Origin of the sequence: Butyricimonas sp. Marseille-P2440 (assembly GCF_900091675.1) — a bacterium.
Lineage (GTDB): Bacteria > Bacteroidota > Bacteroidia > Bacteroidales > Marinifilaceae > Butyricimonas > Butyricimonas synergistica.
In genome coordinates this window covers 263,383-278,697 of record NZ_LT594606.1, presented here as the reverse complement: position 1 = coordinate 278,697, position 15,315 = coordinate 263,383, and the positions used below count along the sequence as shown (strand labels likewise).

Annotated in this window: 9 protein-coding genes; all 9 read right to left on the bottom strand. The window is 42.4% G+C overall.

What is annotated here, in order from left to right; genetic code table 11:
- Positions 1–16: 16 nt before the first annotated feature.
- Entirely contained in the window at positions 17–937 is a 921-nt protein-coding gene (locus BN8899_RS01115; RefSeq protein WP_018338803.1) for an ABC transporter ATP-binding protein, read from the bottom strand.
- A 38-nt stretch (positions 938–975) separates the two neighbouring features.
- On the bottom strand, positions 976–3,279 hold the full coding sequence (locus BN8899_RS01110) for a Gldg family protein (RefSeq protein WP_065217958.1): 2,304 nt from the start codon (positions 3,277–3,279) through the stop codon (positions 976–978).
- 1 nt (position 3,280) lies between these two features.
- Positions 3,281–5,581 (bottom strand): Gldg family protein, encoded by a 2,301-nt coding sequence (locus BN8899_RS01105; RefSeq protein WP_065217957.1) that lies wholly within the window; start codon positions 5,579–5,581, stop codon positions 3,281–3,283.
- Between the two features lie 16 nt (positions 5,582–5,597).
- Complete coding sequence (locus BN8899_RS01100) at positions 5,598–6,530, bottom strand: ABC transporter ATP-binding protein (RefSeq protein WP_018338800.1); 933 nt, start codon at positions 6,528–6,530, stop codon at positions 5,598–5,600.
- 160 nt (positions 6,531–6,690) lie between these two features.
- The gene (locus BN8899_RS01095; protein WP_187376707.1) at positions 6,691–8,298 is read right to left on the bottom strand and encodes a PKD-like family lipoprotein; all 1,608 of its coding nucleotides are present in this window, start codon (positions 8,296–8,298) and stop codon (positions 6,691–6,693) included.
- An 18-nt stretch (positions 8,299–8,316) separates the two neighbouring features.
- Positions 8,317–9,057 carry a DUF4843 domain-containing protein gene (locus BN8899_RS01090; protein ID WP_065217955.1) on the bottom strand — a complete coding sequence of 247 codons (741 nt, stop codon included), beginning with the start codon at positions 9,055–9,057 and terminating at the stop codon, positions 8,317–8,319.
- Positions 9,058–9,074: 17 nt separating this feature from the next.
- Positions 9,075–10,613 carry a RagB/SusD family nutrient uptake outer membrane protein gene (locus BN8899_RS01085; RefSeq protein ID WP_082986852.1) on the bottom strand — a complete coding sequence of 513 codons (1,539 nt, stop codon included), beginning with the start codon at positions 10,611–10,613 and terminating at the stop codon, positions 9,075–9,077.
- A 12-nt stretch (positions 10,614–10,625) separates the two neighbouring features.
- The gene (locus BN8899_RS01080) at positions 10,626–13,997 is read right to left on the bottom strand and encodes a SusC/RagA family TonB-linked outer membrane protein (protein WP_082986851.1); all 3,372 of its coding nucleotides are present in this window, start codon (positions 13,995–13,997) and stop codon (positions 10,626–10,628) included.
- Between the two features lie 103 nt (positions 13,998–14,100).
- Positions 14,101–15,288: a FecR family protein gene (locus BN8899_RS01075; protein ID WP_065217953.1), complete on the bottom strand. Its 1,188-nt coding sequence runs from the start codon at positions 15,286–15,288 to the stop codon at positions 14,101–14,103.
- Between the last annotated feature and the right edge of the window lie 27 nt (positions 15,289–15,315).

Sequence of the window (15,315 nt, the reverse complement as noted above, 5' to 3'; positions counted from 1 at the left end):
TCGTTCTTATAAAGTTCTACTTTTTCGATAACTCGGCAAACACGGCATCCAGGGAACTGCGTTCGATATTAATTTCCGTCAACCGCCATCCCCTTGCCATACTAGTTTCTACAACTCGCTCGGTAATATCCTGCGCATCGACAAACTGAAGCCGGAAACGATGCCCTCCTAACTCTTCCGCCCCACAAATGCCCGGAATATTCTTCAATTCATCCAGAACTGGAGGTGCAGCCAAAGATACAATCAAAGAATTTGGCGTAATATAGTTATCAAAATCGTCAACCGTCCCGCTAAACACCATTTGTCCCTCTTCAATCATTTGAATATAGTCACAAGTTGCTTGTACTTCCGGCAAGATATGTGTCGATAGTACCACTGTTCGTTCCTGTGCAATCTCCTTCACCAGATGGCGAATCTCTACAATCTGATTCGGATCCAACCCGTTCGTAGGTTCATCCAAAACGACAAAATCCGGATTATGAATAATCGCCTGGGCTATTCCAAGACGTTGCTGGTATCCCCCGGAAAGATTACGTACCAAACGACGTCTAAAATGGGCGATACCACATTTTCCCATGACCTCCCGCACGGCATGGTCCACTTCTTTTCCCGACAAACGACGCAGAAAAGCACAATGCACCAGATATTCTTCCACCGTCAGATCGGTATGCAAAGGCGGTTGTTGAGGGAGAAAACCCACGTGCATTTTAGCTTTCACCGGATCTTTCCGCAAATCGATACCCTTGATAAAAACATTTCCGCTGGTCTGTTTCAACACGCCACACATGATATTCATGGTGGTTGATTTACCCGCCCCGTTTGATCCGAGCAAACCATATACCCCGTGGTGATTAATCTCAAAATTTATATCTCGTATAGCCCACTGAATACTGTAGCGATGAGATAGATTCTCGACTTTCACGATTGGTTCTTTCATAAAACTACATGATTTATATAATACATCCCTATTATTTCTTATTTTTCTCTACGTCTGAGCCAAACAACAATCCCCGCCGCTATCAACAACAAAGGCAACACCCCCATGAAACCGACCTTCACCCAGATCAAATCCTTGTACTCCATGCGAAGGTCATTATCCGGTCCGTAAGAACGACTGGTATTTACAGGATATTCCCCATTTGTGAACCACCGAAACATCTCAAGAATCAAATTAAAGTTTGCAGACTTCACGTCTTTTCTCGATCTTACCAGTTCCCCGTTACTCAAACAATCTGCATTTCCCAATATCATGATTTTCTGTTCCTTCTCTCCTACATGACGCCCCATGGCTAACACAATGGGTTGTCCGTTCCATTCTTCATCACCCTTTTCTGGAGCGAATTCAAGAACCTCATTCACGAAATCGGTTGTTTCTTTTTCATTCCAGTTCCCGACACTATCAGTTACGACCAAAGGAAGCATTCCGAAACCTTCCGGCAGATGACAAAGAATACCCGCTGTTCCCGGTGCGGTAATTCTATAATTATTCCGGCTCAAATAAGCTAAATTACCGGAAAAACTTTCTGCATCAGGAGTAAAACGTCCCTGTATTAAATCCGGGGCAAAATCCTCACTGGGATGAACCAAAATTCCGTCTGTAAAATGAACACCAAGCGGTTCCGTTATTTCATTCAATATTGCTTGTCTGCCCGGCTTAGCCGCAATTAACAAATGCCGTCCGGAAGCAATATAACGGTTAATTTCGCTCTTTTCCCATTCGGTCAACTTTTCCCGGGGATCGGCTATAACCAATATACTAATCTCCTCGGGTATTGTTCTGCCATCTGCCAAAGAAAGAGCTTCCGTGTCAAACCCTTGATTGATCAAAGCGTGACGGAATGCCAGATTTTTCGTGAAAGTAGAATAATCGGCATCTCCTCCCCGGTAAACATCCCGCTCGCCATGACCGGTCAAAAAAGCGACTTTTGGAGAAACTTCAACCAATCTTTTCAATGCGGCTGTAATCTCACTTTCGGAAGGATGCTTTGACATATCGTTAAAAATCCGCAAGAAAGTCTTTTGCCCGTTCTCTCTTTCTATCAACCTCACGAAACGGTTTCCCTCGGAAGACAAATCCACCTGTTTCCGCACCTCTTCCGGGGACAACAATCTATCAAACTTCATTCTGATTCCTTTGGCTATCTCCTGTGCCCGTTCCTTATCGCTTAATCCCGGGAAACGTTGATCTAAAGACGGATTATCCGTTTTATCGTAATAATAAACGTATTTCATCTTTATCTCCGGCTTAAACCGCACGTATTGCTTAAATCGCTTGAAATCATCATTCACGGAACGGGGCAAAGCACACCAATAATTATCATCCAACAAATTCACGTAAGTCGTGATCGTCAATCCCCCTTTCATTTTCTCCATAACCAACTGGCTATTAAGAGTTAAAGTCTGCGATTTCATCGCTGTCGTATCATAATATGTCATACAAGCCGGGCGAGAACTCACGTATCCCAACAACATGGCTCCACCAACTACTAGGGTATACCATCCGACACGTGCTGCCCGAGAACCTCTTTTCCGGTCAAAACGCAATCGCAGAATTGTCAACATGACAAACAATACAATCACGATCAGAAAATATAAAACATCCTCGCTACATATCAAGCCGTCAATCATTTCCTTTGAACGTCCAGAAATAGACAGCCAATAGGTAATATCCCTAACTAATGCAATCTCCTGACCCACTCCCCCTATAAAGTTCAACACGGCGAGCACCGCAAGCGTTCCCATTGCCGCAACTACTTGGTAAGAAGTCAGACTCGACATGAAAAGTCCAATGGCAATATAGGCACAAGTCAACAGATACAATCCTAACAACCCGGACAATACCAACGGAAAATCAATCGATTTTATAATGATACAACTGAAAAGGACCGTCAATACCAAGCCTCCGATCAAAAATAATGCATAAACCATCAAGGCATAAAACTTTCCCAACACGATCTGTTTATTCGTGATAGGCGAAGAAAACAGTAATTTTATAGACCCCGTACTGAATTCCCGGCTCATAATCCCCATCGTCAGCAAAGGAATATACAAATAAAGATAACCTTGTACCCGAGAATACACCCCCCATATGCCGGAAAATACACTGGCAGTTTCATCCATCAAACTGTATCCGGTAGCCTTAGCCCGCAAGTCCGAGGTCAACACATCCGCATATTCCATTCCGACCTGAAAAATAAAAATCACAAGTATCAACCAAGCTATCGGCGAACAGAACAGCATACTCAGCTCGTTCTTCGCTATTTTATAGATTGTTTTCATATTATTTTCTCCTTCTTTTTGCCCATATTACAATACCACAAACTGCCAATGCGAGCGGGAATAAGCCCATAAATCCGATATTCATCCAGGTGATTCCCTCCAATCCCATATAAATTTTCGTATCCGGAGAATGGGGACGAGTTGTATCTATCGGATATTCTCCACCGGATAACCAAAAGAACACATAACGCGGTAAGATTTGATTCTCCGTATTCACACCTCTCCGTTTCATGAAAAATTCTCCGTTACTAAAGCAATCGGCATCTCCCATAACGAATATCCGTTGTTCTTTTTCTCCTACTTTCCGGCTTAATGCAAGAGCCAAAGCATACGTTTGCTCCTTCTCCCCTGCTTCAGCATGAAGCTCAGCTTTACCTTCACCAAAATCAGTCGTTTCCAACTCATTCCAGCATCCCGTTGTATCTGTTTCCAGTATGGGCATCACGTCAAAACCGGCATCCTTAGAATACTCCAAACCAACAGCATCAGGCATCGGTACCCGGTAATTCCAGCGCAACATCCAACGGAACCAGGAATATATCCCCGCCGCCTCCCGGGTAATTTTCCCCAAAACCAAATTCTGCGTGAAATTCTCACTCTCCTGTACCATCTGCCCTGGCATAAACTGAACACCCAAAGAAGACAATAAAGGATTCATTATATCCTGCTTTCCAGGTTCCCCGGCAATAATTAAATTGCCACCTCTATCGATATAACGTTGGATTTCCTCTAATTCCTCTTGCTCGAAAGGTTGCCTTACATCTGCAATAATCAAGATATTCGTGTTCTCCGGAATCTTCTGCCCGTCATTCAAAAACAATTTATAACTATCGAAACCGTTATTAATTAACGCTTCCCGATAAGTAATATCCTGTGACATCACATAATATCCTCGGTCTCCTTTCCGGTCAATGTCCCTCTCACCATGACCGGCAAGAAATGCCACCTGCATCGCCGGAACAACCATACGTTTCATGGCTGCTGTGATTTCTTTTTCAGCCGGTTGGCGAGACATATCGTCAAATATCCGTAAAAAAGATTTCTGCCCATTTTCACGTTCTATAAGACGAACAAAACGATTTCGTTCTTCGGACAAATCTATCTGCTTTTTAAGTTCTTCCGGAGACAAGAACATTTTGAAATCCAATTCCAACCCGTTTGCGATCTCCTGCGCCCTCTCTCGGTCACTTAATAAAGGATAGCGTTGATCCAGAGATTCATTTTTTGTTTTATCGTAATAATAAACATACTTCATTTTCAATTCCGGCTTAAAACGGAGATATTGTCTGAAAAGCCGTTTATCCTGATTCAGATTTTGTGGTAATCCCGAAGCGTAATTTGGCTCCAACAAATTGACGTAGGTCGTTATTTTCAGTCCCCCGTTCAATTGCCTCATCACGTTCTGGCTATTAGGAGTCAATGTTCTCTGTTTGGTAACCGTCGCATCATAAAATCCCATAAGTACCGGAATTGAAGACAAATATCCCAAGAACACGGCAAGCGCAACCACCCCGACATAACGGCTGATAGCAATCTTCCGGGAAACCTTTTTCCGCTCCCCCCTCAATTTCAATATAGAAAGCATCAAAAAAAGAACCACAACAATGGTAAAGTACAGCACGTCTTCACTACAGATCAACCCACCGATCAATTCATTGGAGCGTCCTCTTATAGACAACCAATACGTTACATCCCGCACAAAAGGAATATCTTGTCCTACCCCTCCAATAAAATTCAACACGGCTAATAGACCTAGCGTACACATTGCTGCCACCACTTGGTAAGAAGTCAAACTCGACATGAACAACCCGATTGCTGCATAAGCACAAATCAACAAATAAAGCCCCAATAAACCGGATAAAACATAAGGCACATCCATATCCTTTATTGTACACATCCCGAAAATGGCATACACGAACAAAATCGCAATCAAAACCAGGGCATAAATCATCATGGCAAAATACTTCCCAAGTATAATCTGTGTGTTCGTGATCGGGGAAGAAAACAAAAGTTTAATTGATCCGTTATTACGCTCCTTACTCATCAACCCCATCGTCAACAAAGGAATATAAAGATACAAGTATTGTTGCACCTGGGACAAAAGCCCCCGAAAACTAGAAAATACTTTTTCTGTCACATCCCAAAGACGATTCCCGACAGCCTGATCCACAACCAAATCACTAAACAAATTGGAAAAAGCCATACTGGACTGAAAAGTAAAAATCACCAGAATCAACCAAGCCACGGGAGAGTAAAACAACATACTCAATTCCGACTTGGCTATTTTAAATATTACTTTCATACACTTCCTTTCTAAATTATTTATTGTCTCTCTTTCCGGAAAGCTGGGCAAAAATCTCGTCTAGAGAAATCTTCTCCAAGGTAATCTCACTCAATCCCCATCCATTAGCCACGCTTGTCTCAATGACACGTTGCATCACATCACGCCCCCCGTCAAAACGGAATCGGAATTTTCTTTCCGTTAATGGAATTACCCGAATGATTCCCGGCACTCGAGCCAATTCTTCCGCAATAGGATTATTTTCAAACTCCGCCACAAACGTATCGGGTTCGATGTAATTGTCAAACTCGTCTATTGTACCGGCAAACACGACTTGCCCGTTTTCAATCATGCGGATATAATTACAAGTAGCCTGTACCTCCGAAAGGATATGCGTGGATAACAAAACGGAACGGTCTTTCGCGATCTCTTTAATCAACTCCCGGATCTCTACAATCTGATTCGGGTCCAAACCATTCGTGGGCTCATCCAGTACGACAAAGGCGGGATTATGAACAATCGCTTGGGCTATTCCCACGCGTTGCTGGTATCCCCCGGACAAATTACGTATCAAACGATGGCTGAAATGGGCAATTCCGCATCTCCGTTTCGCTTCTTCCACTGCCGGTTTCACCTGTTTCTCGTCCATCAATCTCAAATTGGCACAATACGTCAAATACTCGTCCACGTTAAGATCTCCGTACAGAGGCGGCTTTTGCGGGAGGAATCCGATATTTTGCTTCGCTTCCACCGGATGTTCACTCAAGCTGATTCCGTTAATGTACACCTCGCCTTCTGTCTGATTCAACACGCCACAAATAATATTCATCGTGGTCGATTTTCCCGCACCATTAGAGCCTAATAGCCCGACTACACCTTTTTGACTGATTTCGAAATTAATATCCCGAATTGCCCACTGCGCACTATAGCGATGGGATAAGTGTTCTACTTTTACAATTGCTTTTTCCATAATTTTTTAGTAATTCACAAACACAATACATCCATATCATACCGGTCAAACCCGGTACGAGTATAAAATAAAGAATCCCATCGGTCTTTCGGAAAATCCCAAAAACACCTTCCGTCAATACCGACGGGAATTCAGTCTAAATCAAAACACACTACAAATTTTACTGTTGAGAAACAACCGTTAAAATCTTTCCAAACCCAGTATAAGGTTTAATACCATTCGCATCTATCGTTCCACCACTAGGACTCACGATCGGAATCGTGTAAAGAGTCCCTTCGTTACCATTCCACACTCCCGCTAACAACAAATGCTCATGCGTATCAATCGGCGTTTTATACCCGACCCCGGAAACATACTTCCGAGGATCCAAAAGATACCATGCCTGCCGGAACATCGAGAAATGAGTAATTTCACCGGAAGTCACCGTGTAAAGCAAATTTACTTGTGGCGCCACACCTCCCAACACAATAGCGTAAATCTGTGTTGAAGTGGCAAAATACACCACGTTTCCATCTTCACTCACCACATACCCCACGGCATCATCCATCTCATTTCCAGAAATATCATAAAGATATTTTGCCTTGGAAGTAGTTCGCTCAATCACGTAAATTTGATAAGCACCTGTGATTGTGTTCCTCATCACCATAAAGAAATTATCATCCACTCCAATGGCAGCATATGCGGTTTCCAATCCTGGTACATTATTCGGATCAAAAGGTCTTTCCGCATCGGATTCTAAAGTCGCTATATTACTTTTTACATAAGGATTACTCTTTTGGCACAAGAATCGACCACCCTCCTTATCATACCACACCCCCCAAGCCGTAGTAGAACTGGAAGATTGATGTGTATATGCTATACATTTATCCACGCTGGAAACTTTCATCACCTGCGCTTCCCCCTCTTGCACCGCATACTTCATCGGAATCTGTATATTCGGATAATCCCGAGCCAAATTAGCCGAAAAAGGATAAATATTTCCATCATTTACCCAAACCACATTAGAGCCACAATAAAATATCTGATTCGGTTTCATGGTAAGCGTATTATCATAGATCACCTCAAAATCCCGTCCCACAAGTTCATATTCCAAACCATCCACCAAAGTGTAAAAATCATCCCCGATGCAATACAACCGTTTTGATTTCACCTGATTATTGGTATTATACGAATGGCACACCTGTTTAACCAAACCTTCCATTGTACTACCGTTTACAGAACTATATAAATCATGACTGATTCTATCTGCAGCAGTCCACCCCTCGGTAAATTGTTTTCCCTCAATCAAAGAGAAATCCGTATTCCTCCCGTCTTTCGTTTCCACAATTAATATTCCCTCGTTATAAGCCGACTGCACAAGTACATTCCACAAGATATCCCGCCGATATTGTGTTTTATTGTCCGTAACTTGGTACCACAAAAAATAAGACGTTTCGTTAGGTGTTAAAAATATGGTTGTATCCAGTACTTCATTCTCCCCTATACATATATAATGAGATTTTGCTCCCGAATTCAGATTATCATCCGCGATAGTATTCAACATCCATTTATATGACAAATCAGAATTATCCCCATTATCCCGTGTAACTTTCGGTCGAATACTCAAACGCCCATATTGCACGACTTTAGATGTTTCCGGTATTCCAGTAGTATCTATCACAATATCCGGAATCGGATAATCGGCATCCGTACTTTTATCATCAAAACACGCTGTAAAGAAACTCACATTCCAAAGAATCAACAGCATATATAATAAATATCTTTTCATATCCATCTATTTTTTAGATTAATATATAGGTATAATTTCCTCACCTTTATATGCACCATCATCATGGCGATACACGTCATCATGCGTTCGATTGTATTCCCGAACCCAATCTGCAAATTTTTTCCCATACACCCATCCTTCGTATTGATCTAACCGGTAACCCGTTTCTGGATCCGGATCGTAATACCAGAATTCCGTCAAACCCGTAGACGCTATAATAGCCCGATAAACATTAGAAGAATATTTCGAAGTAAAGAAATAACGCATCGCATTCCATGTTTCAGGTTGCACTAAATCTGTAGTCCATGTTAATTGAATCGTGACATAATTCAACCATCCTCCGGCTTTAAAATACTCGTTATCTTTCACAGCCAATTTCAACTTTAACGTCGACTCCTCTATATTTAAAAACTCCGGATTACACACTTCCAGTGCGAGAGTACCAATAGTATCATTTGCCGGCACTGTCGCCTTCACGATGCGATACTGGTCGGATGTTGCTGTCGTGTTGGAATCACTCACCACCTCCACGGCGAACTCCCGTTCCACATTCACGGGATTTCCCACGAGCAATACTTTAATAAACATCGTATCCTTCTCGGCTTCCATGTTCGTCATAAACGACAACCCCTGTCGAAGTTTCATGAAATGCAAAGCATTCCCACCCTCGTAATACATGATATCACTGTCGGAACATCCATATATCCCCACGCACGTGATAACAAACAAGACAAAATATTGTTTTATCAAATATTTCATGATTATACATTTTAATGTTAAAACTGTACTCTATTTCCTGATATTACCTCTTCGTCAGGATAAGGCAGAATATACTCGGAATCATCCATCGGATTGGCATACCCGATAACGTTCTCCACACCCCAGCGTTTATAGAAATAGAAAAGTTGCCCCAAACTCACGAATTCTTTCCGGTACTCTTTCAGTATTTCTTCTTTCACTTCCTGATAACTCAGATTTTCATCCAAATCCCGCGTAATCCCCCGTGCCTGCCGTACCGTATTCAAATAACCTATGGCCTTTTTCAAGTTTCCTTGTTCAGCAAACACTTCTGCACAGATATAATACATTTCCGGAGTACTGATCAAAGGTATTATTTCCCCATACTGCGTTTCCCCGTCACATTGATCCAGCTTCAACGTGGCATAATTATTCAAACCGGATCCCTGGGGCTGCAACAAATAAGAATAACGATAATCATCCACGCCAACGTCATTCCCTTGCCCCACTTCAAAAATAGTAAATGCTACATTCTGAGTCAAAAACACGCGTTCATATGTCGCATTCGGGTTCGATGCATCCAACCATTGACCCATAATATCATTCAACTTGTTCACGGCAAGATGCCAAATATGTTCTTGGGAAAACGTTCTATCTCGATAAAGCACATTTGAATGCGTCACCCGGGAACGAGACACCCAATCCCAACTATCCTGTCCTGAATCATCTTCTGTCAAGAACCACTCTTCGGCAATCTCCACGGCTTTGGCGTATCCCTCGTCTGTTCCTTCCCACATATAGACACGAGCCAAAAGAGCCTTTGCCACATAATAATCCACCCGGGGAGAGTCTTGGTAACTAAAATAATTAAAGAAACCGTAGTCACTCCCATTCGGACCATTATCAAAAAAATCATCATCCCCTGTAATCCGGTAACAATTTTTTCCGTCTTCCCCGTAAAGTAACTCAATGGCTTCCAGCAAATCATCTTTCAGCAACTTAAACGTTTCGGCATAAGACAACTGAGGCGTAACATCTTTACTAAACGTAGTCACGTACGGAATTGCCTTTTTGGAGGACACATCCCGATTTCTCAAATTACCGTACCCGAACATCCTCATCAAATCGAAGTGGAAAAAGGCTCTTAAGGTCAATGCTTCACCTTTTACCAACTGATAATTTACCGGATCTAACTCCGATTTATGCTCTTCCAACTTAGCTAAAATATTGTTACAGTTCGCTATCAAATTATACAAACCGTTCCACGCATTTTTTACATACGGGTACACCCGGGCATTCTTGTATTGATGGCTATGCAAGTATATATCATTACTTCCCGAAATCAAACAATAATAATGCGCCAAATAATCCAACATATGCCAGCTTAAATGCATTCCGTACAAATCCTTCGAAGTCATCCCGATATACACGCCCGTCAATGCTGCATGGAAACCCTCGTCCGAAGAAAACATATCATCCTGTGATACTTCCGTTGAGGAATCTACTTTCAACCAGTCCTCGCAAGAAATAAAGACAAGGCTGAACACTGTCAATAAAATTAATAATCTCGTTTTCATAAAGGTTACCCGTTAAAAAGTTGCTGTTAAAGAAAAACTCAACGTCCGAGCAAACGGATAGGATGTCCCCCGTTCGATCTTAATCGATGACCATTTGTAAACATCATTCATATTGGCTTGTAATCTCACTCTCTCAAACCCAATATGCTTCATCCATGCACGCGGAAAATCATAATACACACTCAAAGAAGATAAATTCAACTCGTTATCCTTCTGCACGAAACGAGTCGTGGCTCGCGTATAATCCGATTCCTGCATATTTCCCATGATATATGTATCACCTAAATTCTTAATCCTCCGGAATTGTGTTTGATCTCCCCGTTGTTTCCATCTCCCCGACAAAACCCGTTTATCCACGTTATAAGTAATATTGACATTTTCGACCCGATCTACCAACGTCTGATTGTAAAGTTCTCCTCCTCCGAGAAAAGTGAACACGACACTCAAACCAACCCCTTTGTACTCGCCGTTCAAACCGAAATTACCGTTATATTTAGAATCAGCAACCCCGGCTGCAACCATATCTTCGGCTTTCCATTGTTTTGTCATCTGTCCGTCCCGGTTCAAATAAATCTCATAACCATCAGACGGATCGATTCCCAGGGAAGGAACAGCCCAAATCGTATTCATGTGCATCCCGTCATAATACATCTCCACCGGTGTAACTCGATCTTCCTTGGCTGCCAAAGCCCGCTGATTCTCGTTGAACGTCTTCATCGCATCCGACAACTTCTTCAATTTATTATTATTCGTGGTTATATTACCATTCACGTTCAAAAAGAAGTCCCTACGATTGATAACGTTAACACCCAATGAAATCTCCACACCCCGGTTCTGCACCAATCCGAGGTTCTCGCTAACAGAAGTAAATCCGGTTGAAGCAGGTATTGTGATCTGTGATACAAGATTTTCCGTGTTGGAAGTATACCAATCAAAAGTCAGCGTAACACCTTTTATTTTCATATCAAGTCCCACGTTATAATCTTTTTTCAACTCCCATTGAAGCGCCGGATTTTCCATATTACTCAAATAAGCACCACTCCAATAGTAATTGTAATTTTCCTTCATATAATATTTATAAGTTGCCACCGCTTTATTGGACTGGAAATTCTGGTTACCCGTGTAACCGATAGAACCCCTTACTTTAAATTGCTCCAAGAACCCCCAATCCCGAATAAACTTCTCGTTATGCAGATTCCAACCTAACCCGACACTCCAGAAAGTAGCCCAAGGCTTATCAGTCCCGAACACAGACGCCGCACTTCCACGCAAAGTAGCATCCAATAAAAATCGATCGTCATAAGTATAGGCAAAAACTCCCAACACCCCGACATTCCTGTTTTTAGAACTGCTACCGGAAGGTTTACCGTCTTCTTTATACATCATCCCGAAGATATACTCGTCCATACTGCCTGTCTTGTAACCCTGCGCTTCGTTTATAATCTCCATATACTCATTCTCCGAAATATTCCATCCCGCATTGGCAAACAAAGTATGTTTACCCCATGTCCTTGAAAAATTCAAATAGATATCACTCGATACCGAGTTGCTTTTTCCCGTGTTCAGGGTATAAGCGCCTCTCTTGTAATACACGTCCCGGCTATAATTGTTTTGACTGGTATGATTATAAGGATAATACTCGTCCGCGTCACTCCGTTTTGTCGTAAAACTTACCCGTCCCGTCGCTTTCAGCCCCTCAATAATCGTCCACTCGATATAAAAATTATTCGTGAAACTCAAATAAGAAGTCTGGTCTTTAGTATTCGTTTTAGCATTATACAAGGGAGACTTTTCCGAATAAGTACCCCGTGCATAATCTTCCATCGGTTTACCCTTTTCATCATATGCCGGGGAATAAGGATTAGCCTTTGCGTATTCACTGAAAGTACCGTAAGGTGAATCCTGTGTTTTATTTCGGGTAATCGTGGCTATATCCCGAAACAAAAAATTCGATTTGCGATAAGATATTTGTGCTGTTCCCGAGAAAGTATTGCGATAAGATTCTTTCATGACACCTTCCACGTTACTATACGCCACGTTAAAAAGCGTTTTCATCTCCTTGTTTCCCATTTCGAACGTGAGAGCATGTTTCTGTCCAACGCCAACACGCAAAGGTTTAGACAACCAATACTCATCCAAACCTTCCTTAACAAGCTTCAATCGTTCGTAATACTTGCTCATCCCGGTATACGAATCCCCGTATACACTCCCTTCAAGCCTTTCGGCTTCCAGTTTCTCTGCGGCATTACACAAATTATAACTAGTCAGATCGGGCATTTCCAAATCCAGATTGCCCGTGTAAGTCACCCGCACTCCTTCTACTCCGAGCCCCACCGTTTCGATAACCACCACTCCATTAGCGGCTTTTGAACCGTAAATCGCTTTAGAAGCTGCATCTTTCAATATCGTGATACTCTCTACCCGGTTCATATCCAGGTCGAACACGGTTTCCACCGTCGTTTCAAAACCGTCCAGGATAAACAATGGCTGATTGGGCTGCGACTGGTAATTCCCTTTCAGATTAATATCACCACCTTCTGCAGGAAAAGAAGAAGTTCCTCGCAACCTCATATCCGGTAAGGAATTCGGATCGGAGCCCATCGTTCTGTTTTCCAAAATTTTAAGAGAAGGATCCAAGTTCTTCAAACTTTGAAATATATTGGTATTCCCAACCCGTTTTAACTCGTCTTTCCGGAATGTTTTTGCCGCCCCGGTAAAACTCTCCGCTTTCCGGGTAAAAATTCCGGTTACCACGACCTCTTCCATACTCTTTACATCCTCGATCATCGTGATCCGGATCTCCGACTTCCCCGTGTATTGATGTTCTTGTGTCTGCATCCCGACAAATGAAAAAACAAGTATCGGATGATCCATCTTTGGGATTTCGAAATTAAACTTTCCGTCTTTATCGGAAACAACGCCCAATGCGGTTCCCTTCAAGACAATCGTTACCCCCGGCAAGGGCACGCTATCCCGATCCACAACCTTTCCTTTGACCACAAGTTTCTCTATCTCCGGAGCTTTCTCTTGTTTACGTTTAATAATCACGGTATTCTGTTGTATTTCATACTCTAGTCCCGTGTTTTTCAAACAAATATCAAGAGCCTCCCGCACCGTTTTGTCCTTGATCTCAATATCAATCTTACCCGCTTGGTCCAAATCCCTGGTGTTATACACGAACACCAGTTTCGACTGTTTCTCGATAGCCCAAATGACATCCTTTACCGGCACATCCTTCATCGAAAGATTGATCAACGGCTCATCCGTCATAGCCTGTGCAACTCGACCTCCTGATAGGAATAAGCAAACTGCCACTTGCACACCAAGCAACAAATTTTTCACTTTTGTCACCCATAAATGAGTACACCTACGTTTTTTTTTCATACTTTTGAAATTAATTTAAGTTTAAAGTTATGCCTCCGGCAAGAGGCTTATCAACTAGCGGGGGATAGTCGCATATCCTTCGCTATTTTTATCTAATTACAACTTATTTACTTACTACAATTTGCCTGTCACGAATTCTGAAATGTACCGTCCCGGTACGTTCAAAGAATCCCAGCAAGGGTTCAATCGTTTCCTGCCGATCAAAATTACACCCGAAAAGATAGTCTTTCACCTCTTCATCCTCGTACACCACGTCAACATCATACCAGCGGGCAATAAAGTCCATGATTTCCTTCAACGGACGATCCCGGAACCGAAGGTATCCTTCTTTCCACGCTATGGCATAAGAAACATCTACTTCTGCCACCGTCATTTTCCCGTTTTGTTTATTAAGAACCGCCTGTTCTCCCGGTTTCAACACGAAACTATCCTCATTTTTCAAATTAGTTACTTTCACCGCACCCTTGATCAAAGTTGTTTGAACCTCCGCATTTTCCGGATAATTAGATATATTGAATTCCGTACCCAACACCGTTATATCCATTCCGGAAGCCTGTACAACGAAAGGCATCTTCTCGTTTCGTGCCACTTGAAAATATCCCTCTCCTTCCAATTCCACCTGTCTCTTATCCCCACAAAACCTCACCGGGAACTTAAGCTTTGATCCCGCGTTCAAGCATACCGAAGTTCCATCCGAAAGCTCCAACACAAACTCACCTCCCCGGGGAACTACAAGCTCGTTATACAAATTCACCTTACCAACTGTATCTGTATTTTCTGATGCGTCCATATTTTTATAAACAATACTCTCCCCGTGTAAACCGATAAGCGTACCATCCAACTCTTTCAAAGTATCACGTGAACGAACAGCTAAATCCACAATAGAACCGTCTGCCATATACAACATGGCTTTAGGAATCCCCGGATTAATTTCCACTTGCATCGCATTAATATCCACACAATTACTTGTATTCTGCATACAAAAGTAAATTACGGGGGATACTACGAGGATAAACATACAAGCATACTTCAAAAAGTCAATCCACAAAGACCGCTTATGTCCCCGGGCACGCTTTCGGGAAAGAGCCCTCCACCCGGCTTGCACGTCTATCGATTTCAATTCCTGTCGTTTGCGACTTACGAATTCTTCACTGGTCACCAAACGAAACCACTCCCGATTCTCTTCAGCAAGTCCCAACCAATCGTCCAAACACTTTTGTTCGGCGACAGTCAAATCTCCTGTCAGATATTTACTAACCAATTCGGCAATATCAAAGAAATCGTCATTCATATTATATTCTAGTTATACGGTTTTTCT

Bases quoted from the DNA above. Each gene is read 5' to 3' on its own strand.
- BN8899_RS01115 (WP_018338803.1), bottom strand. From the start codon at position 937: ATGAAAGAACCAATCGTGAAAGTCGAGAATCTATCTCATCGCTACAGT.
- BN8899_RS01110 (WP_065217958.1), bottom strand. From the start codon at position 3,279: ATGAAAACAATCTATAAAATAGCGAAGAACGAGCTGAGTATGCTGTTC.
- BN8899_RS01105 (WP_065217957.1), bottom strand. From the start codon at position 5,581: ATGAAAGTAATATTTAAAATAGCCAAGTCGGAATTGAGTATGTTGTTT.
- BN8899_RS01100 (WP_018338800.1), bottom strand. From the start codon at position 6,530: ATGGAAAAAGCAATTGTAAAAGTAGAACACTTATCCCATCGCTATAGT.
- BN8899_RS01095 (WP_187376707.1), bottom strand. From the start codon at position 8,298: ATGAAAAGATATTTATTATATATGCTGTTGATTCTTTGGAATGTGAGT.
- BN8899_RS01090 (WP_065217955.1), bottom strand. From the start codon at position 9,057: ATGAAATATTTGATAAAACAATATTTTGTCTTGTTTGTTATCACGTGC.
- BN8899_RS01085 (WP_082986852.1), bottom strand. From the start codon at position 10,613: ATGAAAACGAGATTATTAATTTTATTGACAGTGTTCAGCCTTGTCTTT.
- BN8899_RS01080 (WP_082986851.1), bottom strand. From the start codon at position 13,997: ATGAAAAAAAAACGTAGGTGTACTCATTTATGGGTGACAAAAGTGAAA.
- BN8899_RS01075 (WP_065217953.1), bottom strand. From the start codon at position 15,288: ATGAATGACGATTTCTTTGATATTGCCGAATTGGTTAGTAAATATCTG.